Below are 24,011 nucleotides of genomic sequence, written 5' to 3'. Positions count from 1 at the left end.
GTTGAGGGGGAGTGGATAGATGATGGCACGCAGGGACGATGCGCCGCCTGATCTGAACGATCAGATCGTGGCGCTGCTCCCGCGACTGCGGAGATTTTGTGTGGTGATGGCAAGGTCCAGGGATGGCGGCGACGATCTGTGCCAAGCGACAGTGGAACGCGCGCTGTCGCGCCGGCATCTGTTCGATCCTGGCACACGGCTGGACAGTTGGATGTACCGCATCGCCCAGAATCTGCATGTCGATCGCGCGCGACGCGTGAAAACGCGCGGGCAGGAAATCGATGTGGATGAAATGGCGTCGGTCAAGGGTGATGACGGTGTTCGCATCGTCGAACAGCGGTCCGCGCTTGAGCGGGCGCGCGCGGCGATCGCCCGGCTGCCCGACGACCAGCGTGCGCTGATGGCGCTCGTCGTGTTCGATGGCAAAAGCTATGGCGAGGCCGCAGGCCTATTGGACATTCCGATCGGGACGGTGATGAGCCGCCTTGCGCGCGCGCGGCGCGCTATCGATGCCTATGTGAACGGAACCGATGGAAATGGGTGATTGGACGACAGACGATGATCGGTTGATGGCCTATCTGGATGGCGCGATGGACGAGGTGCAGATGGCCGCGTTCGAACAGGAACTGGAAACGCGACCGGAACTGGCGCAGCGCGCCGAACGCTTCACGGCCAATGACGCCTTGCTGCGGCAGGCGTTCGACGAGCCTGTTCCCACGTCCCTGACCGCATCGGTTCAGGCCGCGATCGCCACGGCATCTGCAACGGCGACGCCAGGCATCGTCGCCAGCAACGACAATAGGCCGGGCTGGCGGCGCTGGCAGTGGCCGGCATTGGGCGCGGCCGCCGCCGCCGCGGCGGCCTTCCTGCTGGTTGTCCTGCCAGGCATGACGGGCAATGACATGGAACCAGCCGTCGTCGCGATGCTGGATGATCTTCCTTCCGGTCAGCCCGGCGATCTGGGCAAGGGACAAACCATCACGCCACAACTGACCGCGATAGCTGCAGATGGCCGCTACTGCCGGGAATTTGTCCGCAACGGCGGGCAATCGGCGGGAACAGGGATCGCCTGCCGCGACGCGCGGCACTGGACGCTCGAAGCCTTCATCAACGCGCCTGCGGCGCAGGACGCGCCCGACCAGATCCGCACGGCCGGCGGAAAGGACAGTTCGGCCCTCGACGCGGCCTACACCCGGCTGGGCATGTCCGATCCGCTCGGCAAAGAGGAAGAAGACATGCTGCTTTCGACTGAATGGAAAAAAATCGGAAAATAATTTCGATGCTGGGGAATAAGTCTCCAGCCGTCCCGTTGTCCATTTGTCCTGATGACAGGATGTAGTCGATGCGGGAGAGTTTGAAATGACGCAGTTTTACAAGACCTTGATCGTTGCCGGTTCTGCTGTGGCGATGTTGGCGACTTCCGGCGTGGCGATGGCGCGTCGTGGTGCCGATGATCCGGTCGGCCATGTGCGTGGCGGGCGCGGCGCTGACGATCCGGTCGGCCATATCCGTGGCGGACGCGGCGCAGACGATGTCGTGGCCAAAGCTGGCCGCGGGGCCGATGACACCACCGCTTCCGGCCGCCGTGGCCGCGGCGCTGACGACACCCTGGGCGGTCGCCGTGGTCGTGGCGCGGATGATCCCAAAATCTGACAGGATAGAGGGATCAGGCGGCAGCCTCGACAGGGATCGCAACCCGGTCGGGGCTGTTTGTCCTGTAAATCAACATTGCCAACTGTGTATCGGCGTTACAAAGTCCAGTCCGGGGGGGAATATCATGGCATATTTTCGTTATTGGGGAGCGACGGCGGCTTTCATATGTGTCGGCGCATTACCGGCACAGGTGGCAGCGCGGGACGCTGCCCCGTCCGATCCCGGCAGCCTGCCGGTCACGCAACAGAAAGCCGGCACCATAAGTTCAAGCTTGCGTCTTTCGACGGGACTGAACTTCTCGACCGGCGACTATGGCGATACGCAGGATACGAAAGTCTATTCAGCGCCTGTCGCAGTGACCTACAAGCGGGGCGGCCTCAAGCTGCGCGTTTCGGTGCCCTGGGTCCGGGTCGAGGGGCCGGCATCCTTGCTTCAGACACCGGAAGGGCGCGACAAGACCAATAATGGCGCGCAGTCTGGAGGATCAGGCGGGGCAAGCGGTTCCAATGGCGGCGGTTCGTCCGGCAGCGACATCGAGGTCGAGGATGAGGATGACGGTGCGGTCATCGACGACAAGGGCGGCCTGGGCAATAGCGGCAGCGGTGGCGGCGGCTCCGATGACAATGGCTCCGATGACGATGATGATGGCGATGGCGCTGGAACCGGCGGTACGGGGGGCGGGACGACGCCTGTTGGAACGATCGCGTCCGCAATGCAGCGCAGGAGCGGCTTTGGCGATGTCAACGTGGCCGCGACCTATAGTTTCGATCTCGGCGGCGATTTCTATTTCGAACCGACAGCCCGCGTGAAGCTTCCCACAGCGTCCCGCCGGAAGCGCCTGGGCACGAAGAAGGTCGATGTCACGATCGCGGCGGACCTGGTGAAGGATATCGGGAAGTTCAGCTTTTACCTGCACGGACGCCGCAAATTTGCTGGCAAGCCGGATGGCTCGACGATCCGGTCGACCTGGGGCGCTGGCGGCGGTTTCAGCCTGAGTGCGGCAAAGGGGATCAGCCTGGGCGCGGATTATGACTGGCAGCAATCGACATTTGCCGGCCGTACGCCATCGAGTGAAGTCACTGGCTGGACAAGCATCCGTTTGTCGCCGCGATGGAACATGACCGCTTACGGCCTGGTCGGCACGAACCAGAACAGCGCGCGTTATGGCGCTGGCCTGTCGATCAGCTACAGGTTGTTCTGACGGTATTTGGCAGGGGCCACGCATTCTGCATTACCCTCTCTGCATTGCGAATATGTGCCGCCGTGCGCCGGGTTCAGATGGGTTAATAGCGGCGACATATCCTTTCCAAGAGGAGCGTCCATCCGCAGGTGAAGGGCCAGAGGCCGCATCGACGCCCCATGGGCCTGCGCAACTCCTTCGGCGAGGAATCGCGACTTCTCCCTGGCCGGTTTTAGGGGGGCAAGCGGTGGCTTTTCATGTCGCATCCATGTTGCATGGAGTGACCGGGAACGCGCAGAAATGCTCGAAAAACGGCGGAAAAACGCGAAATTCAAATACAGCATGAAACTGGCCACGAGTGACCGTGTCGCTCAACAGAAGTCGCTGATTTCTATAGGGTTGAGTGGATGCCCGACAAGGACTCGAACCTTGATTGACGGAGTCAGAGTCCGCTCTCTTACCATTAGAGGATCGGGCATCAATCCTTGGCGCAGCGCGCCTGGGAGGCCGCAGATAGGCGGGGAATCATCCCTCGTCAAGCGCCTTGTGCCACTGTTTGTCGCACTTTTCCGGCATCATGAAAAAGAAAGCCCGCCGGGCGCTTTGCGCATCCGGCGGGCATATCGTCAGCACCTTTGCGGGCGCGACGGGCATGGGAGCCGCTGCCTATATAGGCGGCGGCGCCCATGCTTGTAAGGGGTCAGTCCATGTCCTGCGTGGTGAAATCCTCACCCTGCACGGCGCCCAGCGGATCGTCGCCGATCGCCGCTTCCGGTCCCTGCGCCAGTTCGGCGGCATGTTCGGCCGCCGCGCTCTTCGGCGCGATCAGGTCGACCTGGGCAGAGGCGCGCAGCGCCGCCCGCAGTGCCGCGTCACGCGACGAAGCCGCCACACGCAGCCGGTTCATGCCAGCGCCCGTACCCGCCGGGATCAGGCGGCCGACGATGACATTTTCCTTCAGGCCAACGAGCGTGTCCTTCTTGCCCTGAACCGCCGCTTCGGTGAGGACGCGGGTGGTTTCCTGGAAAGACGCCGCCGAGATGAACGAACGGGTCTGGAGCGATGCCTTGGTGATGCCCAGCAGCACCGGCTTGCCCGCGGCAGGCAGGAAGCCTGGCGCCAGCTTGCTGTTGATCTCGTCCATTTCCTCGCGGTCGACCTGCTCGCCCACCAGAAGCGTGGTGTCGCCGGACTCGATGATCTCGACCTTCTGCAACATCTGACGAACGATCGTCTCGATATGCTTGTCGTTGATCTTCACGCCCTGCAAGCGATAGACTTCCTGGATTTCGGCGACCAGATATTCGGCCAGCGGCTCGATGCCGAGCACTTCCAGAATGTCGTGCGGATCGGGCGAACCGCCGATCAGATTGTCGCCGCGCTTCACGAAGTCGCCTTCCTGAACGTCGATGACCTTGCTCTTGGGGATCAGATATTCGACCGGCTCGCTACCATCCTCAGGATTGATGGCGATCTTGCGCTTCGCCTTGTAATCCTTGAGGAACTGGACGCGGCCCGACACCTTGGCAATGATCGCATTGTCCTTGGGCTTGCGGGCTTCGAACAGTTCGGCGACGCGCGGCAGACCGCCGGTGATGTCGCGGGTCTTGGCCGCTTCGCGGCTGACACGCGCCAGCACGTCACCGGCCTGCACCTGGGCGCCGTCATCGACCGACAGGGTCGCGCCGACGGCCAGCATGTAGCGGCCGGCTTCACCCGAACCATCGTCCAGCAGGGTCAGGCGCGGACGCAGATCCTCCTTGGTGCGGGCGGCGCCGCGATGTTCGGTGACGACGCGCTGGGCGATGCCGGTGGCTTCGTCGGTCTGTTCGGCCAGCGTCTTGCCGTCGATCAGGTCGACATATTTGACGATACCCGGCTTTTCCGTGATCACCGGCATGGTGAAGGGATCCCACTCGGCAAAGCGCTCGCCCTTCGCCACGGGGTCGCCATCCGCAATCAGGATGGTGGCGCCGTAGGGCAGGCGGTGCGTTTCGCGTTCGCGGCCTTCGCTGTCGATGATCGCGATCTCGCCATTGCGGGCGAGCGACAGGCGGCGGCCATTCTTGTCGGTGATGGTCGGCATGTCGCGCAGCTCGATCGTGCCGTCCGACATGGCTTCCAGGTTCGACGTTTCGTTGAAGTTCGCCGCGCCGCCGATGTGGAAGGTCCGCATCGTCAACTGCGTGCCCGGTTCGCCGATGGACTGCGCCGCGATGACGCCGACCGCTTCGCCGATATTGACCGGGGTGCCGCGGGCCAGGTCACGGCCATAGCATTTGCCACACACGCCCATCTTGCTTTCGCAGATCAGGGGTGAGCGGATCTTCACCGCCTGGGTGCCGATCGCCTCGATCTGGGTGATCATGGCTTCGTCCAGCAGCGTGCCGATCGGGATGACGATGCTGCCATCCTTGCTGTCGACGATGTCCTGCGCCGTGGTGCGGCCCAGGATGCGCTCGCCCAGCGAAGCGATGACGCTGCCGCCCTGGACGATCGCCTTCATCTCCAGCGCCTTTTCGGTGCCGCAATCTTCCTCGACGACGGTGCAATCCTGCGACACGTCCACCAGGCGGCGGGTCAGGTAGCCCGAATTCGCCGTCTTGAGCGCGGTGTCGGCCAAGCCTTTGCGTGCGCCATGGGTCGAGTTGAAATATTCAAGGACGGTCAGGCCCTCCTTGAAGTTCGAGATGATCGGCGTCTCGATGATCTCGCCCGACGGCTTGGCCATCAGGCCGCGCATGCCCGCAAGCTGCTTCATCTGCGCCTGGCTGCCACGCGCACCGGAATGCGCCATCATGTAGATCGAGTTGATCGGCGCCAGCCGGCCGGTCTTGGGGTCCTTGGGCTGGGCGCGGATTTCGTCCATCATGGCGTTCGCCACCACGTCGCCGCACCGGCTCCAGGCGTCGATCACCTTGTTGTACTTTTCCTGCTGGGTGATCAGGCCGTCCTGATATTGCTGCTCATAGTCAGCCACCAGCGCCTTGGTTTCGGCGACGGTGCCTTCCTTCGAGTCAGGAATGACCATGTCGTCCTTGCCGAAGCTGATGCCGGCCTGGAACGCATGCTTGAAGCCCAGCGACATGATCGCGTCGGCGAACAGCACCGTGTCCTTCTGGCCGGTGTGACGATAGACCTGGTCGATAACGTCGCCGATTTCCTTCTTGGTCAGAAGGCGGTTGACCACGTCGAAGGGGACGCGGTGCGACTTGGGCAGGGTTTCGCCCAGCAGCATGCGGCCCGGCGTCGTTTCGAACCGCTTCATATAGGGGTTGCCGGCCTCGTCGGTCTGCGGCACGCGGCTGATGATCTTGCTGTGCAGGGTCACGGCCTTGGCGAACAGCGCCTGATGCACTTCCTGCATGTCGGACAGCAGCATGCCTTCGCCCGGCTCGCCTTCGCGTTCCATCGACAGATAATAGATGCCCAGCACCATGTCCTGCGACGGCACGATGATCGGCTTGCCGTTCGCAGGGCTGAGGATGTTGTTGGTCGACATCATCAGCACGCGCGCTTCCAACTGGGCTTCCAGGCTCAGCGGAACGTGCACGGCCATCTGGTCGCCGTCGAAGTCGGCGTTGAAGGCCGAGCAGACGAGCGGGTGAAGCTGGATCGCCTTGCCCTCGATCAGCACGGGTTCAAATGCCTGAATGCCGAGGCGATGGAGCGTGGGCGCGCGGTTCAGCATCACGGGATGCTCGCGGATCACCTCGTCCAGAATGTCCCAGACTTCCTTGCGCTCCTTCTCGACCCACTTCTTTGCCTGCTTCAGGGTCATGGACAAACCCTTGGCGTCGAGGCGGGCGTAGATGAACGGCTTGAACAGTTCGAGCGCCATCTTCTTGGGCAGGCCGCACTGGTGCAGCTTGAGTTCAGGGCCGGTCACGATGACCGAACGGCCCGAATAGTCGACGCGCTTGCCGAGCAGGTTCTGGCGGAAGCGGCCCTGCTTGCCCTTGAGCATGTCGGACAGCGATTTCAGCGGACGCTTGTTCGCGCCGGTGATCACGCGACCACGACGGCCATTGTCGAACAGGGCGTCGACGGCTTCCTGCAACATGCGCTTTTCGTTGCGGACGATGATGTCCGGCGCGCGCAGTTCCATCAGCCGCTTCAGGCGGTTGTTACGGTTGATGACGCGGCGGTAGAGGTCATTGAGGTCCGAGGTCGCGAAGCGGCCACCGTCGAGCGGCACCAGCGGACGCAGTTCGGGCGGGATCACAGGCACAACGTCCAGGATCATCCATTCAGGCCGGTTGCCCGATTCCAGGAAGCTCTCGACGACCTTCAGCCGCTTGATGATCTTCTTGGGCTTGAGTTCCGACTTGGTGACGGCCAGCTCGTCCAGCAGCGCCTGCTTCTCGCCTTCCAGGTCGAGGTCCATCAGCATCTGCTTGACCGCTTCCGCGCCGATCCCGGCGGAGAAGGCGTCCTCGCCATATTCGTCCTGCGCGTCGAGCAGTTCGTCCTCGGTCAGCAACTGGAACTTCTCCAGCGGCGTCAGGCCCGGCTCGGTGACGATATAGGATTCGAAATAGAGGACGCGCTCAAGCTGCTTCAACTGCATGTCGAGCAGCAGGCCGATGCGGCTGGGCAGCGATTTCAGGAACCAGATATGCGCGACCGGCGCGGCCAGTTCGATATGGCCCATGCGCTCGCGGCGCACCTTGCTCACCGTGACTTCGACACCGCATTTTTCGCAGACGATGCCCTTGTACTTCATGCGCTTATACTTGCCGCACAGGCATTCATAATCCTTGATCGGACCGAAGATGCGCGCGCAGAACAGGCCGTCACGTTCCGGCTTGAACGTGCGATAGTTGATCGTTTCCGGCTTCTTGATCTCGCCGAAGGACCAGGACCGGATGCGCTCCGGCGAGGCAAGGCCGATCTGGATCTGGTCGAAGGTTTCCGGCTTGGCGACCGGATTGGCGAAGTTGGTCAGTTCGTTCATCGATTTAACCTCATTTTTGTCGCGCTGGCGTGCTTAGTCGATCAATCTTTTGACGGGACCGTCAGCCCACCAGCCAACAACTTGAAGAGACGGTTCTCTAATCCAGGGCAAAACTGCAAGTATAAGAAACGGAAGAGAAGGTATAAGAAGGAGCGGTTCGACGATGAGCTTTCGAAGTCTCCACGCGGAAAGTTCACGCAGAGCTATTTCTGGCATTGCTGAAATTACTTGGAAAGCTTCGAAAGGGTCATCAGTATGATGCCCCATGCGCTTGGCCAAATTGCAAGGATCTGCAAGTCGACCGAAACCACCACCTTTGCTACCCGCAGTTCTCACAAAAGAAGTCCAATCCGTATCCTTTGCAATGGAATGGTGGAATTGCATCGCATGATTGGCGATGACGTAATCCCGGTACATTCCCTGCTCGAATTCGCGAATGACTACCCAGCGGTCTTTCTCAACAAGGTATTGAAAGAGGCTGGGCAGGGCCATCCGATCCTACTCCGCCGCCGCCGCGAAGCCGTCGTCGTCCTCGATCGCATCCATCGCGGCGAGTTCGACGTTGAGGCCGAGGCTGCGCATTTCCTTGACGAGCACGTTGAAGCTTTCAGGAATGCCGGCCTCGAACGTGTCGTCGCCCTTGACGATCGCCTCATAGACCTTGGTGCGGCCGACCACGTCGTCGGACTTCACCGTCAGCATTTCCTGCAACGTGTAGGCGGCGCCATAAGCCTGCAAGGCCCAGACCTCCATCTCACCGAAGCGCTGGCCACCGAACTGCGCCTTGCCGCCCAGCGGCTGCTGGGTAACGAGCGAGTAGGGGCCGATCGAACGGGCGTGGATCTTGTCGTCGACCAGGTGATGCAGTTTCAGGACATATTTGTAGCCGACAGTGACCTTGCGGTCGAAGCTGTCGCCGGTACGGCCGTCATACAAAGTCACCTGGCCCGATTCATCCAGGCCCGCCAGCTTCAGCATCGCCGACACGTCGGCTTCGACCGCACCGTCGAACACCGGCGTCGCCATCGGCACGCCGCCGCGGACATTATGCGCCAGTTCGACAATCTCTTCGGTGCTGCGCTGGTCGATCTGCTCGACATAGTTGGCGCCGTAGATCGTCTTGAGCAGATCCCGCACCGCTTCGGGCGGTTGGCCCGCTTCGGGATTGGGATTGGCTTCGCGCCAGCTATCCAGCGCCGCGCCGATCTGGGCGCCCAGGCCGCGTGCGGCCCAGCCCAGATGCGTCTCGAAAATCTGGCCGACATTCATGCGCGATGGCACGCCCAGCGGGTTCAGCACGAAATCGACCGGGGTGCCATCCTCCAGGAACGGCATGTCCTCGGCCGGCAGGATGCGGCTGATGATGCCCTTGTTGCCGTGACGGCCAGCCATCTTGTCGCCCGGTTGCAGCTTGCGCTTCACCGCGACGAACACCTTGACCATCTTGAGCACGCCCGGCGGCAGTTCGTCGCCACGCTGGAGCTTGTCGACGCGATCCTCGAACTTCTCGACGATCAGCTTCACCGCTTCGTCATATTGCGCCTTGACGGCTTCGATCCCGGTCTGGCGGACATCGTCCTCGACCGCGAACTTCCACCATTCATGCCGCTCGACTTCGGCCAGCAGAGCCTCGTCGATGACCACGCCCTTCTTGATGCCCTTGGGCGCGGCCGAAGCGGTCTGGCCGATCAGCATTTCCGACAGGCGGTTATAGGTCGCCCGGTTGAGGATGCCGCGTTCGTCCTCGCGATCCTTGGCGAGACGGTCGATTTCCTCCCGCTCGATCGCCATGGCGCGCTCGTCCTTGTCGATGCCATGGCGGTTGAACACGCGCACTTCCACGACCGTCCCGGCAACGCCCGGCGGCAGGCGCAGCGACGTGTCGCGCACGTCTGACGCCTTTTCGCCGAAGATCGCGCGGAGCAGCTTTTCTTCCGGGGTCATCGGCGATTCACCCTTGGGGGTGATTTTGCCGACCAGAATGTCGCCCGGCTCCACTTCGGCGCCGATATAGACGATGCCCGCCTCGTCGAGGTTGCGCAGCGCTTCTTCACCGACATTGGGAATGTCGCGGGTGATATCCTCCGGCCCCAGCTTGGTGTCGCGGGCCATGACTTCGAACTCCTCGATATGGATCGAGGTGAAAACGTCATCCTTCACGATCCGCTCGGAGATCAGGATGGAGTCTTCATAGTTGTAGCCGTTCCAGGGCATGAACGCGACCAGCACGTTGCGGCCCAGCGCCAGCTCGCCGAACTCGGTCGACGGGCCATCGGCGATGACTTCGCCGGCCTGGATCAGTTCGCCCACCTTCACCAGCGGACGCTGGTTGATGCAGGTGTCCTGGTTGGAGCGCTGGAACTTCTGGAGCGTATAGATATCGACGCCCGACTGGCCGGGTTCGACATCGCCGGTGGCGCGGATGACGATACGGGTCGCATCGACCTGATCGACGATGCCCGCGCGGCGGGCCGCGATGGCCGCGCCGGAATCGCGCGCAACCGTGCCTTCCATGCCGGTGCCCACGAACGGGGCTTCGGCGCGGACCAGCGGCACCGCCTGGCGCTGCATGTTCGATCCCATCAGCGCGCGGTTGGCGTCGTCATTTTCCAGGAAGGGAATGAGCGAGGCCGCGACCGACACCAACTGCTTGGGGCTGACGTCCATCAGCGTGATATTGTCCTTGGGCGCCATCAGGAATTCGCCCGCTTCACGCGCGGAGATCAAATCCTCGGTGAAGCTGTGGTCGGCGTTCAGCTCCGCGTTCGCCTGCGCGATCGTGTGCTTGGCCTCTTCCATCGCCGACAGATAGACGACATCGTTCGTCACCTTGCCGTCGATCACCTTGCGGTAGGGCGTTTCGATGAAGCCGTACTTGTTCACGCGGCTGAAGGTAGCCAGCGAGTTGATCAGGCCGATGTTCGGACCTTCGGGCGTTTCGATCGGGCAGATACGGCCATAATGGGTCGGGTGAACGTCGCGGACTTCGAAGCCTGCCCGCTCGCGGGTCAGGCCGCCCGGCCCAAGCGCCGACACGCGGCGCTTGTGGGTGACTTCCGACAGCGGGTTGGTCTGGTCCATGAACTGCGAAAGCTGCGACGAGCCGAAGAACTCACGCACGGCAGCAACCGCCGGCTTCGCGTTGATCAGGTCGTTCGGCATCACGGTCGACACGTCGACGCTCGACATGCGTTCCTTGACCGCGCGCTCCATGCGCAGCAGGCCGACGCGATACTGGTTTTCCAGCAGTTCGCCGACCGAACGGACGCGACGGTTGCCCAGGTTATCGATATCGTCGATTTCGCCCTTGCCGTCTTTCAGGTTCACCAGTTCCTTGACCACGGCCAGGATATCCTCGGTCCGCAGCGTGGTGACGGTATCCTCTGCGTCCAGTTCAAGGCGCATGTTCATCTTGACGCGGCCGACCGCCGACAGGTCATAACGTTCCGGGTCGAAGAACAGGCCGGCGAACAGCGCTTCGGCGGTCTCCTTCGTCGGCGGTTCGCCAGGGCGCATGACGCGATAAATGTCGCTCAGCGCCTGGTCGCGTTCCTCGGCCTTGTCGGCTTTGAGCGTATTGCGGATCCAGGGACCAGTGCCGACATGGTCGATGTCCAGCAATTCCAGGCGGTCGATGCCCGCCTTGTCCAGCTTTTCGAGATTCTCCGGCGTCACTTCGTCGCCGGCCTCGATGTAGATTTCGCCGGTCGTCTCGTTGATCAGGTCATAGGCGCTGTAACGGCCATAGACTTCTTCGGTTGGGATCAGCAGCGTCTTGAGGCCATCCTTTTCCGCCTTGTTGGCGGCGCGGGGGCTGATCTTGTGGCCGGCGGCGAACACGACTTCGCCCGAATTGCCATCGACAATGTCGAAGGCGGGCTTCAGGCCGCGCCAGGCTTCCGCCAGATAGGGGATCTGCCAGCCGCCTTCGCCGCGGACGAACACCACCTTGTTGTAGAACTGGCCCAGAATTTCTTCCGCGGTCAGGCCCAGCGCATAGAGCAGCGCCGTGACCGGCAGCTTGCGCTTGCGGTCGATGCGGACGTTGACGATGTCCTTGGCGTCGAATTCGAAGTCCAGCCACGAACCGCGATAGGGGATGACGCGCGCGGCGAACAGATATTTGCCCGACGAATGGGTCTTGCCGCGGTCATGGTCGAACAGGACGCCCGGCGAACGATGCATCTGCGACACGATCACGCGCTCGGTGCCGTTGACGATGAAGGTGCCGTTCTGCGTCATGAGCGGCATGTCGCCCATATACACGTCCTGCTCCTTGATATCGAGCACGGAGCGGGTTTCGGTGTCCTGGTCCACTTCGAACACGATCAGGCGCAGCGTAACGCGCATCGGCGCGGCGTAGGTGATGCCGCGCTGACGGCATTCCTCGACGTCATATTTGGGGTCTTCCAGCTCGTAATGGACGAAGTCCATTTCGGCGGTGCCGGCGAAGTCGCGGATCGGGAAAACGCTGCGCAGGGTCTTTTCCAGGCCCGACACATAGCCGATCGACGGATCGGAGCGCAGGAACTGTTCGTAGCTCTCCCTTTGCACTTCGATCAGGTTCGGCATCTGCACCACTTCGTGGATGTCGCCGAACACCTTGCGGATGCGCTTCTTAGCGCCGGTGTTGATCGTTGGGAGAGCCTTGGTCGCCATGCGTTGTCCTTGCCTTCATTCGTCGTGTTTTTTCGCATCCCGGCGAAAACTCAGTCGAAACGCGATGGCAAAAGGGGTGATTCGCACCCATCATGCCACGCAAAAAAGTGCGGGTCGGGACTGTCCGATCCACACTGTCAGCGTCTTGTGACCCGCCAGATCCGCCCTATTCCGCCGGGATCGTGCGCAATGCGATCCTGGTCCCCGAGCGTTCCGGGAGACGGCCCACCTCGCCCGTCAGGGCGTGATGCAAACCGATTTCCAACACGCCATATAGGCCCGTGATCAGGCTTTGTGAAGGGGGCGAATGGCTGTGCCGGCAGGATCGGCCGGATGGGTCCGCTATGGTGCGGGTGGCGCGTCTGGCGGCCTGATCGTCACCGTCTCGAACCGCTGCTTGCGCCGCACCCCGCTCAGCCCGGCCTGTGACATACCAGTCTGTGATAGGCCAGTCTGTGATATGCCGGGCGGTATCGTGCCCGTCTGGGCCGATGCGGCGGGCGCGATCGTGGGAATGCGCTGGCGCATGCAGTCGCCCCTGGCCGTGCGCGGGGTCTGGGCACAATTCCACAGCGCCCGCTGCAACCCGCTTTCGACATTGTGGATATAGGCGAAGCTCATGGCCGCCAATTGCGCATCGCCCAGCGGCAGGCCCGCCGGCGCGCTGCCCACCTTCCACGCCATGATCCGGCATTCGGCGCGGCCCGCGCAAAATGTCCGGGCCAGCGCCGGCCAGCTATCGGGCGCACCGGCGCGGGGCAGTTCGACCAGAAAGCTCCTGGCCCCCGGCGCGATCGCGATCAGCCGCACACCGGCCACCATCTTGCCCAGGGACTCCGCTCCGATCGCCTGTTGCGGCCGGGCGGCGATCATCGCGGGCGCATCGGCCGACAGCATCGGCGGGGCGTCGATCGGCGTTGGCATGGCATCCTGATGCGCGGTCGAAAAACGGGCGATGCGCGCGATCAGCGGTTCGCCCGGTTCGACGCGGGTGCGGAAGGCGGGCGGCGTCCCCCACCAGCCGCGCCAGCGGAAGAACAGGTGCGTGCCGACCGCCGTGATCTTGTCCAGGCTGCCGCTCCAATAGGGGACGACCCAGTCGGTATGATAATGGGTGGCGTGGCCGACCGGCGGATAGACCTTCCCCGCCAGCGCCGCGCGCGCGACCGCGCGCGCGCGATCCCACGCCGCCGGCGCCGGCACGCGGGCCAGGGCGCCGTCGCAGGTGAACGTGAACTGGCATCCGGTCCTGCGCTCCTGCCCCTGGAACACCACGCCGCACACGCTCTTGGGGAAGGCGGGATGGCGCACCCGGTTCAGCACCACCTGCGCCACCGCCTGCTGTCCGACCGCATCGTCGCCCGCTTCGAAGATTTCCGCCGCCGCAAGGCAGTCGGTCGCGCGGGCGAGGTCGATTTCGGTGCCTGAAAAGAGGAAGGGGCGGGCAGCCGGGTTGGGATCGCGCGAAAAGGGGATGTGGGCGTTGAACGCCACCGCCCGGTCACGCGGCAACGCATAGATCTGCATCGGCTCGACCGGCGGGGGCGGGGCGGCGGGCCGTGCGCCCCGCGCCGCCGCAGCCGCGAAGCGCGCGGGCGCATCGACCGGGCGCGACCGGCTTTCCCAGCCGGCAACGCCCATGGGCAGACCGATGAACAGCAGCGCCCAGACTGCCCAGGACAGAGTGTTGAGGAGACGGGTCCGGTTCACGACGATCTTGCTTCTCCACCGCCGTTCGCGCGCTTTGGCAGGTTCCACGCGAACGGCCGTTGGACTGGCCCTATTATTCCGGCAGGAAATCGGGCACCGACAGATAGCGTTCGCCGGTGTCATAGTTGAAGCCCAGAACCCGGCTGCCTGCCGGGAGTTCCTTCAGCTTCTGGGCAATCCCCGCCAGCGTCGCGCCGGACGAGATGCCGACCAGCATGCCTTCCTCGCGCGCGGCCTTGCGCGCATAATCCTTGGCGTCGGCCGGATCGACCTGGATCACGCCGTCGAGCAACTGGGTATGCAGGTTGGCCGGGATGAAGCCCGCGCCGATTCCCTGGATCGGGTGCGGGCCGGGCTGGCCGCCGCTGATGACCGGCGACAGGGTCGGCTCGACCGCATAGACCTTCAGGCCCGGCCACGCCTTTTTCAGCACTTCGGCAACGCCCGTGATATGGCCGCCGGTGCCCACGCCCGTGATCAGCGCGTCGATCGGCGTGTCGGCGAAGTCGGCCAGGATTTCCTGCGCCGTGGTGCGGACATGCACGTCGATATTGGCCGGGTTCTCGAACTGTTGCGGCATCCAGCTACCCGGCGTCTGGCCGACTAGTTCCAGCGCGCGCTCGATCGCGCCCTTCATCCCCTTTTCGCGCGGGGTCAGGTCGAAGCTGGCGCCATAGGCCAGCATCAGCCGTCGCCGCTCGATCGACATGCTTTCAGGCATGACCAGCACCAGCTTGTAACCCTTGACCGCCGCGACCATGGCCAGGCCCACGCCGGTATTGCCCGATGTCGGTTCGATGATGGTGCCGCCGGGCTGCAATTCGCCGCTCGCCTCGGCCGCTTCGATCATGGCCAGCGCGATGCGGTCCTTGATCGATCCGCCGGGGTTGGACCGCTCGGACTTGATCCATATTTCGGTGCCGGCGGGTGTATCGCCGAACAGGCGGCTGACGCGGATATGCGGCGTATGGCCGATGGTTTCGAGAATCGTGGCAGCTTTCATGGGTTTTTCTCCTGGCTGTTCTCTTCTCGCCCGATGTCGGGTGGATCGAAGCTGCGTGCAAGGCGCAATTCGGGAAAGAGTCGCGCCCAGTAAAGGGTGATGAGGATAGCACCGACGCCGCCGCCGATCACCGCGGCCACCGGACCGACCAGCGCGGCCAGAAAGCCGGACTCGGCCTCGCCCAGTTCATTCGACGCGGAAATGGTGAGTTGCGACAGGCTGGACACGCGCCCGCGCATCGCGTCGGGGGTATGGATCTGCACCAGTGACTGGCGCACGAACACGGATACCATGTCCGCGCTGCCCAGCACCACCAGCGCCACGATGCCCGCCTCCATGGCGATGCTGCGCGGCAGGAAAGCGGTGCAGCCAAAGGCGATGGTGGCCAGGCCGAACAGCATCACCGACGCCAGCATCTTGACCCCGACATTGCTCTTCATCGGGCGGAAGGAGAACCAGAGCGCAGTGGCGCCTGCCCCGATGCCGGGCGCGGCGGCCAGATGGCCCAGCCCCGCCGACCCCACATGCAATATGTCGCGGGCATAGACCGGCAACAGTGCCGTCGCGCCGGCCAGCAGCACCGCGAACAGGTCCAGCGTGATGGTCGCCAGCACCAGCCGGTTGCCGCGCACATAGGTGAAACCGTCGATCATCTGGCGCAGCGGATGGCGCGTGGCGTCACGCGGGGGCTGCGGCACCGGGCCGATCATCATCATCGCCAACAGCGCAATGCCAAACAGCCCGGCGGCCAGCGCATAGGCGCCCCAGGGCGTCGCTGCATAGGCATAGCCGCCCAGCGCGGGCCCCGCGATCATCCCGGCCTGCCACACGACAGCGGAAATGGCGATGGCATTGGGCAGCACCTCGACCGGCACCAGATTGGGCGCGAGCGCACCATAGGCGGGGCCGTTGAAAACGCGCGCCGTGCCCACGATGACCGCGATGCCGAAGATCAGCGGCAGGCTCACCCGATTTTCATAGGTGGCAAAGGCCAGCAACCCGGCCGCCCCCATCAGCAGCGCCAGCGTGATGCGGGCAACCCAGCGCCGGTCATAATGGTCGGCGACCCAGCCGGCGAGCGGGGTCAGGAAGAACAGCGGCAGGAACTGCGCCAGCCCGATCAGCCCCAGTTGTGCCGAAGCGCCCGCCGTCGTCATCGTTTCGCGCGCGATATTATAGGCTTGCCACGCCAGCACGATCATCATGCCATATTGCGCCAGCACGGCGCACAGCCGTCCCACCAGATAGGCCCGGAAATTGGCGAAATGCAGCGGATGTCGGGGCAGAAGGAGGGCTGTCATGCCGACGGCTTTAGCGGCGCGCACGCCATGGTGGCAACCGCAGTGGAGAAGCCGGTGCCACAAGATTTGCTTTGCCGCTCAGGGGCGCGGGGCTGAGGGGGTGTTCGGCTGGCCGCCTATGCCATGATCCCCATCCTCTTCAGGGCGGGACCAGAATGATCATGATCAGGCACGTTTCATGCCGGAAGGCGATGATCCTGACCCATGCGTACGCGCCCTTGCGGACGAAGCGCGGCAATCCACGGATGCGCCATCGGATTGCCGCGCTTCGTCCGCAAGGGCGAATGGGTTCTGATCAAGGCGATGTGATCTCAGGCTATTGCGCCAGCAACCCCTGTCGTCCCCGGATGGCACGGAATATTCCGTGTCAGTTATCGCACAGACCGCTGATCATTCAACTGAGCTTGACTTGCAGCCGTCTTGCGGTTTGCTTGCCGACCTGGCCGTCGACAATGATGCCTTTTACGGTTTGAAACGCGGCGACCGCCGCTGCCGTATTATGGCCGTATATGCCATCGACAGGGCCTGGATCGAAACCGGCCGCAATCAGGGCCTTCTGGATTGCCTTGACGATGTCAGGCTTCATGTCAGGCCGGCCGATGGCATATAGTATATGCGGGGCGGTGAAACTGACCGGCGCATTCCGGCTGTAGGTGAAGCCGGGAATGAGCACGCCTGTATCCCACACGCGACCCGTTACCTTGCCTTCGCAGACACCATGGGCCTTGCCCATCGCTTCCACTGTGCCGCCGGCGCCGTCGCTTACGACGATATGCCCCATCGTGCCGGGCGCTGGCGGATAGCGCAGCAGGATGGCGCCGACTGTCTCGATGGCTTCGGCAATGGATACACGATGTCCGATTTTTTCGGAATCGCGCTGCCATGCCCCGGTATAGGCCTCGGTCGTCGCCGGATTGCCATCATTGTCGATGCAGCCATACAGGAAACCGCCAGTCTGATAGACCAGCCAGGACATGAATTCAGCACAGTCCCAGGGGCCTTGCCAGTTGGGATTATTCTTTGGGACCAGGATATTGACATATTTCTGACCGATGCGGCTTCGTGCCAGCATCAGCATCTCATGTCCGGTAGGCATTGGCGTGCGCTCCATATGAAATTGGAAAAGCGCGACCGTTTATTATGAAGTGATATGATCACGGAAAAATGATCGATGCAATGTAAATATGGTTCAATATGAAACCGATCGGGACAGTAACAGGAAATATATGATTTTTCCTGTACTTATTATTTTGGTTGCGCTTCTCTTCTTCTCTTGTGGAGGGGGTATCCTCCGGTTTCGGTTCATGATCCTGATCCTGACGCTACTGGTCATTCGGCCATTCTGTGTCGCGCCCCGACTATGGCGCATCCATAGGCGATTCTCTTTTCCCGCCGCATTAAGGATTCCGGTCCCGAACCATTGTCTCGACACGCCCATCCGCCTATCGCCCGGCGCATGAAGATATTGGTCGATGCCGATGCCTGCCCCGTCAAGGATGAGGTGTACAAGGTCGCCTGGCGGCACGAAATCCCCGTCACCATCGTCAGCAACAGCCCGATCCGAATCCCCGTCCATCCCTTGCTCGACCGGGTGGTGGTGAGCGACGGGTTCGACGCCGCCGATGACTGGATCGCCGAGCGGGCCGATGCCGGGACGGTCTGCATCACCGCCGACATCCTGCTTGCCGACCGCTGCCTGAAGGCCGGGGCGGTGGTGATCGCGCCCAATGGCAAGCCCTTCACGCCCAGTTCGATCGGCGCGGCGGTCGCGACCCGCGCGATCATGGCGGATCTGCGCGCGGGCGCGGTGGGCGATCCGATCGGCGGCCCGCTACCTTTCTCGAAAGTCGATCGCTCGCGCTTCCTGCAATCGCTGGACGAGGCACTGGTGCGCCTCAGGCGCGGTCGCTGATGGCGGACCATGACGTCATCATCCTGGGCGCCGGCGCGGCTGGCATGATGTGCGCCGCCGTCGCGGGCCAGCGGGGGCGACAGGTGCTGCTCGCCGACCATGCCGACGCACCGGGCAAGAAGATCCTGATTTCGGGCGGCGGTCGCTGCAACTTCACCAACCTCCACACCGCGCCCGACCGCTATCTGTCCGCCAATCCCCATTTCGCCAAGTCCGCGCTTGGCCGCTACGGCGCGCAGGACTTCATTGCGTTGGTGGAACGCTATGGCATCGCCTGGCATGAAAAGACGCTGGGACAGCTTTTCTGCGACGGATCGGCCAGGCAGATCGTCGCCATGCTGGTGGAGGAATGCGCCAGGGGCGGCGTGACGATGGCGCTTGGCCGGCCGGTGTCGGATATCGCCCATGGCGATGGCCTGTATCGCGTGCGGCTGGGCGACACCGAACATCGCGCGCCTGCGCTGGTGCTGGCGACTGGCGGGCCGTCCATCCCGAAAATGGGCGCCACCGGCTTCGCCTATGATGTCGCGCGGCAATTCGGCCTGGCGGTGGTCCAGCCGCGCCCGGCTTTGGTGCCCTTCACTCTGGGACCGGATGAGTTGCTGTTCCAGTCGTTGTCCGGTGTGTCGGCCGATGTTGCGGTACGCTGGAACAAGACCCGTTTCCGTGAAGCCGCGCTCTTCACTCATCGCGGCCTGTCCGGCCCGGCGATGCTCCAGATCAGCAGCTATTGGCAGCATCGCACCGCGATCCAGGTCGATTTCCTGCCCGATCGCCCGGCCGACTGGCTGCTCGCGCAAAAGCGCGACCGTCCGCGCACCAGCCTGCGCCGGGTGCTGGGCCAGGCGTTGACCGAACGGCTGGCCGACACGCTGCTCGAACGGATCGGGGTGCAGGGCGAAGTGGGCAACCTGTCCGACAGGACCCTGCGGCAGGTTGCGGCGCGCCTGTCCGACTGGCCGTTCACGCCATCGGGCACCGAAGGCTATGCCAAGGCCGAAGTCACCGTCGGCGGCATCGCCACCGCCGGCCTCTCCTCCCGCACCATGGAGGCGACGAAAGCGCCGGGCCTCTACGCCATTGGCGAAGCGGTGGACGTTACCGGCTGGCTGGGCGGCTATAATTTCCAATGGGCCTGGGCCAGTGGCTGGGCAGCGGGGCAGGCGGTTTAGCACGGGATGACGGCCGACTGACCCACGCCGCTTGCAAGGACGAAGCAAAGTTGCGTCATCGGGCTTCAGGCAGGCAGGCGGTCATTCCCGTCCCCACGGGGATGACCGCCCGTTTCGCAAGGCATGCCCAATATCGGAAGGCGACGATCCTGACCCATGCGCATGGGTGCTGGTCGGAACGTTTGCGCTTACGCCGCCTGGGCCAGCGCCGCGGCTATGCTGGCTTGCAGATGGGTCCGCCGGAATGGTTTCGACAGGCGCACGATGTCGGGCGCGATCAGGTCGATGCCCTGATAGCCCGATATGATCATGACCGCGATTTGCGGATGGTCCACCCGCAACCGCAGCGCCAGTTCCGCGCCGGTCATGCCGGGCATGATATGATCGGTAATGACAATGGCGGGCTTGTATCCCGCCTCGATCATGCTCAGCGCCAGTTCGGCATGATCGATGTCGACCACGTCATAGCCCATGTCGGTCAGCATCTCGCGCGTGCTGTTGCGCACCAGGGCATTGTCATCGACCAGCAGCACCTTGCCCTGGAACGGGCCTTGCGTCGCCGCGCCGGGTTCGCCCTGCGCGGGCGCAGGCCCCGGCTTCTCGACCGGCAGCCAGAATTGCACTTCGGTGCCCTTGCCGATTTCGCTGTCGATCTCCAGCACGCCGCCCAACTGCCCCGCCAGTCCGTGCGCCATCGACAGGCCCAGCCCCGTGCCATGGCCCGTCGGCTTGGTCGTGAAAAACGGTTCGGTCGCCGCCTCCCTGACCGCAGGCGTCATGCCCACGCCTGTATCGGCTATGGTCAGGCAAATATAGGGACGGGGGGCAAGCGGGGCGGGCAGGTTGCGCTCGCGCCGCTCGGCCTCGATATGGAGCGTGCCGCCTTCGGGCATGGCGTCGCGGGCGTTGACCACCAGGTTGAGGATCGCCAGCTCCAGTTGATGGCTGTCGGCATGGACCGGCGGCAGCGACGGCGGCACGTCGATCAACAGGTTGATGCGCGGCCCCAGGGTGCTGGCCAGCAGGGCCTGCATCCCGTCGATCAGGTCGGGCAAATGAACGGCCGTCGGCATCAGCGACTGGCGGCGCGAAAAGGCGAGCAACCGCTGCACCAGCGTCTGTGCGGTTTCAGCGGCCTGCATCGCCAGCGCTCCCGCCTTCGCGGTGGCTTCCGGGCTGATATTGCCGGTCAGGATCCGGTCCAGCCCGCCGATGATCGGGGTCAGCAGATTGTTGAAATCATGCGCGACATGGCCGGTCAACTGGCCCAATATCTCCATCTTCTGGATTTGGCGCAGCGTGTCCTGCGACTTTTCCAGATCCCTGGTGCGTTCATGCACCCGGTCATTGAGTTGCAGGTTGAGCGCTTCGAGTGATGCGAACAGCCGCCCATTTTCCAGCGCGGTGGAGGCGGCGCGCGCCAGCGCCTCCAGCAACGCGATCTGGTTGTCGGTCGGCGCCCCGGCTTCCGACCAATAGGCGCCTACCGCCGCGATCGGCTCCACGCGCCCGATCGGCACCATGATCATCGAACGCACGAAGGTGGTGCGATAGCCGTCGACCGGAACACGCGGGTCCATGAACACATCGGGGATCACCGCGGTTTGCTGGTTCAGCATGGTCCAGCCGGACACGCAGCGCTGCATCGGGAAGCGCTGGCCCGCCCAGAGCGGCTCCATCGCATCTTCGGCGACATAATGGCATTTATCCTCGTCGCGCAGCACCACGGCGATGCCGTCCGCGCCCACCGCGCGCCGGGCAAAGGCGCGCAGCACCGCGACGATCGCATCGATTGATCGGGCGCCGGCCAGCGCCTCTATGGCTTCGGCGGCAAGGGTCCAGCGCGCGGCCAGAGCCTTCTGCTCTGAATGCAATTGATCATCTGCCTGCCTACGCATCGCGCGACCTTTTGAATCGGACCATCCGCCCCTGTCGGCAGATGAGTGTCGTAGTGAAAGCTGCTTTCGTCAATGGTTTACGCGACGAAGCGATCAATCCACATCGGATGATGCCGTTAACTATACTCTATCAATATTTACCCGTCTCACGCATGGGCGCACACAGACTTGGCCGCCATAATGGAGGATTATGGTCCGCTGTCCTCGCCTTCCGGCTGGGTCGGGGCGATGCGCGGCGGCGGCGCGTCCTGCTGCGGGGGCAGGGGCAGCGGCTGGTCGGTCGGGATGCGGATCTGGTTCGGGCCGATATTCACCGTCATCCCGCCTTCATCGACGCCCAGCCCGATATTGCCGATGCCCGTTTCCACCGCGACATTGGCGATGGCGTTGACCAGGTCGGGGTCCTGTTCGGCGTCCGACATGTCTTCGACCGGCTCGTTGATCGCGCCGCTCATGAAATTGCGCCATATGCGCGCGGGCACGCCGCCGCCGGCCGCGCCGCCGGGCAGGGGGGCGTTGTCGTCATTGCCGATCCATACCGCCGTCACCAGCCCTCCGGCATAGCCCACGAAGATGGCGTCGCGGCTGTCCTGCGTCGTGCCGGTCTTGCCAAAGGTGCTGGTGCGCAGCGCCGCCGCGCTGCCGGTGCCGCGATTGGCGGCGGAGGACAGCAGATCGCGGATCATTTCCAGTTGATCGTCGCTGAAATGGCGCTGGCGCTGGATCAGTTTCTCGAACCAGCCCTGTTCCTCCGGCGGCAGGCCATGGGCGACCACCGGATAGCTTCCGGCCGCAACCGCCGCATAGGCTTCGACCAGTTCGATCAGCGGGATTTCCGACGTGCCCAGCGCCAGGCTCAGATCCTGCGTCAGCGGCGCGGTGACGCCCAGGTCGCGCGCCACCTTGATGACCTTGTCGACGCCGACCTTCTGGGTCAGGCGCACCGCCGCCACGTTGCTCGACGCGGCGAAAGCCTGGCGCAGGGTGATGCGCCCGCGATATTTGCCGCCATGATTGGCCGGGCGATAGGTGCCGGTGGTGATCGGTATGTCGTCGATCATGTCGTCGGGCATCATGCCGGCGCGAAAGGCGGCGAGATAGACGAACAGCTTGAACGTCGATCCGGGCTGGCGCCGGGCCTGCACCGCGCGGTTGAAGCTGCTTCTGGCGTAATTCTTGCCACCGACCATGGCGACGACGCTGCCGTCGGGCTTCATCGCCACCAGCGCGGCCTGCGCCCCGCCCAGTGGCGCGCGCCGTATGGCGGCCTCGGCCAGCCGCTGGATGCGCCAGTCCAGCGTGGTCGCGATCTCCTGCTCGCCATAGACCGCGCCGGCGCGGTCGCGCGCCTGCGGCAGCACCCAGTCGGCGAAATAGGTGCCGCTGGTCGCGTCCGGTTCATCATGCACGTCCAGCCGGGCGGGGGGCAGGGCATTGCGCTCGGCCTGCGTGATATAGCCTGCGTCGACCATCGCCTGCGTCACCAGCGCGGCGCGGGCCCGCGCGCCTTTCAGGTTGCTGGTGGGCGCCAGCCGCGACGGCGCCTTAAGCAGTCCCGCCAGCATCGCCGCCTGCGGGATGGTCAGCCGTTCGGGCGATCGGTTGAAATAATGGCGCGCGGCCGCGCGCAGGCCATAGATATTGTCGCCGAAATAGACGTTGGAAAGATATCTCTCCATGATCTGGTTCTTGGTCAGCCAGACCTCCAGCCAGACCGCGATCAGCGCCTCGCGCGCCTTGCGGCCGAAGGTACGGTCGCTGGAGAGGAATACTCCCTTGGCCAGTTGCTGGGTGATGGTGCTGCCGCCCTGCGATGCCCCGTCGGACCAGAGGTTGTGCCACATGGCCCGCGCGATACCGCGCGGATCGACGCCCCAATGGCTCTGGAAACGGCGGTCCTCGATCGCCATGAAGGCCTGGGGCACATGATCGGGCAGCTCCGCCATCGTCACCGGCCTGTCGATCACCGATCCGCGGCGCGCGATCAGGTGGCCGTCCGCCGACATCAGGCTGATCGCGGGCGGCGCGATCGGCTTCAGGGATCGGGACAGCGGGGCCGTCACCGCCAGCCAGGCGATCAGGATCATCAGCACGGCAAGGCCCGCCGCCACGATCCAGCCGAATATCTGCAACCGTCGTCGCCAGGGTGTGGGCGGCGCAAAGGCGCTGGGCGGACCGGCGCCGAATGTGCGCGGCGGCAGGTCCGCAGGATCGATGGGGGCGGAATCGGGCATCGGTTCGGTCATGCTGTATTATTCATATCATACAGTCAAGTCTGTCCCGCGCCGGGACAGGGCCGCATTAACCATGAAAAGCACTGGTCGATATGGTAAATTTTGCGTTAACCAAACATCATGCGAAACCGAGCCCTTGTCCTCACCACCGAATCGGCCCGCCATCCCTTCCGCCAGCGGCTGCCCGCCCATGTGCTGCGGGTGGCGGAGGATATGCCGGCGCGCAGGAAGCGGATTCATGATGACGACAGCGACTGGAAGCTGTTCGGCCTCAGCTTCGCGGCGTTCTTCACCGCCTTCTACAGCTTCATTTTCTAACCCGCTTCCGCGCT

The 24,011-nt window shown here is 63.7% G+C and carries 16 protein-coding genes and 1 tRNA gene; 7 read left to right on the top strand and 10 right to left on the bottom strand.

Annotation, left to right across the window (positions count from 1 at the left end):
- The first annotated feature begins 19 nt into the window (after positions 1 to 19).
- The 4 genes from Q4610_RS02155 to Q4610_RS02140 all read left to right on the top strand — a co-directional run bounded on the left by Q4610_RS02155 (position 20) and on the right by Q4610_RS02140 (position 2,854).
- On the top strand, positions 20 to 544 hold the full coding sequence (locus Q4610_RS02155) for an RNA polymerase sigma factor (protein WP_304534367.1): 525 nt from the start codon (positions 20 to 22) through the stop codon (positions 542 to 544).
- A complete protein-coding gene (locus tag Q4610_RS02150) occupies positions 537 to 1,274 on the top strand; it encodes an anti-sigma factor (RefSeq protein WP_304534366.1) in 738 nt (245 codons plus the stop codon). Before Q4610_RS02155 ends, Q4610_RS02150 begins: the two co-directional genes overlap by 8 nt.
- 85 nt (positions 1,275 to 1,359) lie before the next feature.
- Positions 1,360 to 1,653, top strand: a complete 294-nt coding sequence (locus Q4610_RS02145) for a hypothetical protein (protein WP_304534365.1) — start codon at positions 1,360 to 1,362, stop codon at positions 1,651 to 1,653.
- A gap of 124 nt (positions 1,654 to 1,777) precedes the next feature.
- Positions 1,778 to 2,854: a hypothetical protein gene (locus tag Q4610_RS02140; protein WP_304534364.1), complete on the top strand. Its 1,077-nt coding sequence runs from the start codon at positions 1,778 to 1,780 to the stop codon at positions 2,852 to 2,854.
- A 383-nt stretch (positions 2,855 to 3,237) separates the two neighbouring features.
- Here the strand turns inward: Q4610_RS02140 and Q4610_RS02135 are convergent.
- The 8 genes from Q4610_RS02135 to Q4610_RS02100 all read right to left on the bottom strand — a co-directional run bounded on the left by Q4610_RS02135 (position 3,238) and on the right by Q4610_RS02100 (position 17,559).
- A tRNA-Gln gene (locus Q4610_RS02135) sits at positions 3,238 to 3,311 on the bottom strand.
- A gap of 222 nt (positions 3,312 to 3,533) precedes the next feature.
- Positions 3,534 to 7,790 (bottom strand): DNA-directed RNA polymerase subunit beta', encoded by a 4,257-nt coding sequence (gene rpoC / locus Q4610_RS02130; protein WP_304534363.1) that lies wholly within the window; start codon positions 7,788 to 7,790, stop codon positions 3,534 to 3,536.
- A 33-nt stretch (positions 7,791 to 7,823) separates the two neighbouring features.
- Positions 7,824 to 8,282, bottom strand: a complete 459-nt coding sequence (locus tag Q4610_RS02125) for a hypothetical protein (protein WP_304534362.1) — start codon at positions 8,280 to 8,282, stop codon at positions 7,824 to 7,826.
- Positions 8,283 to 8,288: 6 nt separating this feature from the next.
- The gene (gene rpoB / locus Q4610_RS02120; protein ID WP_304534361.1) at positions 8,289 to 12,449 is read right to left on the bottom strand and encodes a DNA-directed RNA polymerase subunit beta; all 4,161 of its coding nucleotides are present in this window, start codon (positions 12,447 to 12,449) and stop codon (positions 8,289 to 8,291) included.
- Between the two features lie 342 nt (positions 12,450 to 12,791).
- Positions 12,792 to 14,090, bottom strand: a complete 1,299-nt coding sequence (locus Q4610_RS02115) for a cell wall hydrolase (protein ID WP_304534842.1) — start codon at positions 14,088 to 14,090, stop codon at positions 12,792 to 12,794.
- A gap of 142 nt (positions 14,091 to 14,232) precedes the next feature.
- Positions 14,233 to 15,162: a cysteine synthase A gene (gene cysK, locus Q4610_RS02110; protein WP_304534360.1), complete on the bottom strand. Its 930-nt coding sequence runs from the start codon at positions 15,160 to 15,162 to the stop codon at positions 14,233 to 14,235.
- Complete coding sequence (locus tag Q4610_RS02105) at positions 15,159 to 16,463, bottom strand: MFS transporter (protein WP_304534359.1); 1,305 nt, start codon at positions 16,461 to 16,463, stop codon at positions 15,159 to 15,161. The genes cysK and Q4610_RS02105 overlap by 4 nt, the downstream gene beginning before the upstream one ends.
- Before the next feature lie 394 nt (positions 16,464 to 16,857).
- Positions 16,858 to 17,559 (bottom strand): peptidoglycan-binding domain-containing protein, encoded by a 702-nt coding sequence (locus tag Q4610_RS02100; protein ID WP_304534358.1) that lies wholly within the window; start codon positions 17,557 to 17,559, stop codon positions 16,858 to 16,860.
- Positions 17,560 to 17,919: 360 nt separating this feature from the next.
- Here Q4610_RS02100 and Q4610_RS02095 point away from each other — a divergent pair, with 360 nt between their 5' ends.
- Positions 17,920 to 18,375 (top strand): YaiI/YqxD family protein, encoded by a 456-nt coding sequence (locus Q4610_RS02095; RefSeq protein ID WP_304534357.1) that lies wholly within the window; start codon positions 17,920 to 17,922, stop codon positions 18,373 to 18,375.
- Complete coding sequence (locus Q4610_RS02090; protein WP_304534356.1) at positions 18,375 to 19,547, top strand: BaiN/RdsA family NAD(P)/FAD-dependent oxidoreductase; 1,173 nt, start codon at positions 18,375 to 18,377, stop codon at positions 19,545 to 19,547. Before Q4610_RS02095 ends, Q4610_RS02090 begins: the two co-directional genes overlap by 1 nt.
- A 188-nt stretch (positions 19,548 to 19,735) precedes the next feature.
- Here the strand turns inward: Q4610_RS02090 and Q4610_RS02085 are convergent, their stop codons facing one another.
- A complete protein-coding gene (locus Q4610_RS02085; RefSeq protein ID WP_304534355.1) occupies positions 19,736 to 21,445 on the bottom strand; it encodes an ATP-binding protein in 1,710 nt (569 codons plus the stop codon).
- A 188-nt stretch (positions 21,446 to 21,633) separates the two neighbouring features.
- Positions 21,634 to 23,691 (bottom strand): transglycosylase domain-containing protein, encoded by a 2,058-nt coding sequence (locus Q4610_RS02080; protein WP_304534354.1) that lies wholly within the window; start codon positions 23,689 to 23,691, stop codon positions 21,634 to 21,636.
- Between the two features lie 108 nt (positions 23,692 to 23,799).
- On the opposite strand from Q4610_RS02080, the gene Q4610_RS02075 reads away from it, so the two are divergent.
- Positions 23,800 to 23,997: a hypothetical protein gene (locus Q4610_RS02075; RefSeq protein WP_304534353.1), complete on the top strand. Its 198-nt coding sequence runs from the start codon at positions 23,800 to 23,802 to the stop codon at positions 23,995 to 23,997.
- Positions 23,998 to 24,011 lie beyond the last annotated feature (14 nt).

This window comes from Sphingobium cyanobacteriorum (assembly GCF_030580935.1).
Taxonomy (GTDB): Bacteria; Pseudomonadota; Alphaproteobacteria; order Sphingomonadales; family Sphingomonadaceae; genus Sphingobium; species Sphingobium cyanobacteriorum.
Note: the sequence above shows the minus strand (reverse complement) of the source record. Positions and strands in the feature narration are given on the sequence as shown.

What these genes read in the sequence shown, in the direction of transcription:
- Q4610_RS02155 (WP_304534367.1), top strand. Translation starts at nt 20, where the DNA reads ATGATGGCACGCAGGGACGATGCGCCGCCTGATCTGAACGATCAGATC.
- Q4610_RS02150 (WP_304534366.1), top strand. Translation starts at nt 537, where the DNA reads ATGGGTGATTGGACGACAGACGATGATCGGTTGATGGCCTATCTGGAT.
- Q4610_RS02145 (WP_304534365.1), top strand. Translation starts at nt 1,360, where the DNA reads ATGACGCAGTTTTACAAGACCTTGATCGTTGCCGGTTCTGCTGTGGCG.
- Q4610_RS02140 (WP_304534364.1), top strand. Translation starts at nt 1,778, where the DNA reads ATGGCATATTTTCGTTATTGGGGAGCGACGGCGGCTTTCATATGTGTC.
- rpoC (WP_304534363.1), bottom strand. Translation starts at nt 7,790, where the DNA reads ATGAACGAACTGACCAACTTCGCCAATCCGGTCGCCAAGCCGGAAACC.
- Q4610_RS02125 (WP_304534362.1), bottom strand. Translation starts at nt 8,282, where the DNA reads ATGGCCCTGCCCAGCCTCTTTCAATACCTTGTTGAGAAAGACCGCTGG.
- rpoB (WP_304534361.1), bottom strand. Translation starts at nt 12,449, where the DNA reads ATGGCGACCAAGGCTCTCCCAACGATCAACACCGGCGCTAAGAAGCGC.
- Q4610_RS02115 (WP_304534842.1), bottom strand. Translation starts at nt 14,090, where the DNA reads ATGGGCGTTGCCGGCTGGGAAAGCCGGTCGCGCCCGGTCGATGCGCCC.
- cysK (WP_304534360.1), bottom strand. Translation starts at nt 15,162, where the DNA reads ATGAAAGCTGCCACGATTCTCGAAACCATCGGCCATACGCCGCATATC.
- Q4610_RS02105 (WP_304534359.1), bottom strand. Translation starts at nt 16,463, where the DNA reads ATGACAGCCCTCCTTCTGCCCCGACATCCGCTGCATTTCGCCAATTTC.
- Q4610_RS02100 (WP_304534358.1), bottom strand. Translation starts at nt 17,559, where the DNA reads ATGCCTACCGGACATGAGATGCTGATGCTGGCACGAAGCCGCATCGGT.
- Q4610_RS02095 (WP_304534357.1), top strand. Translation starts at nt 17,920, where the DNA reads ATGAAGATATTGGTCGATGCCGATGCCTGCCCCGTCAAGGATGAGGTG.
- Q4610_RS02090 (WP_304534356.1), top strand. Translation starts at nt 18,375, where the DNA reads ATGGCGGACCATGACGTCATCATCCTGGGCGCCGGCGCGGCTGGCATG.
- Q4610_RS02085 (WP_304534355.1), bottom strand. Translation starts at nt 21,445, where the DNA reads ATGCGTAGGCAGGCAGATGATCAATTGCATTCAGAGCAGAAGGCTCTG.
- Q4610_RS02080 (WP_304534354.1), bottom strand. Translation starts at nt 23,691, where the DNA reads ATGACCGAACCGATGCCCGATTCCGCCCCCATCGATCCTGCGGACCTG.
- Q4610_RS02075 (WP_304534353.1), top strand. Translation starts at nt 23,800, where the DNA reads ATGCGAAACCGAGCCCTTGTCCTCACCACCGAATCGGCCCGCCATCCC.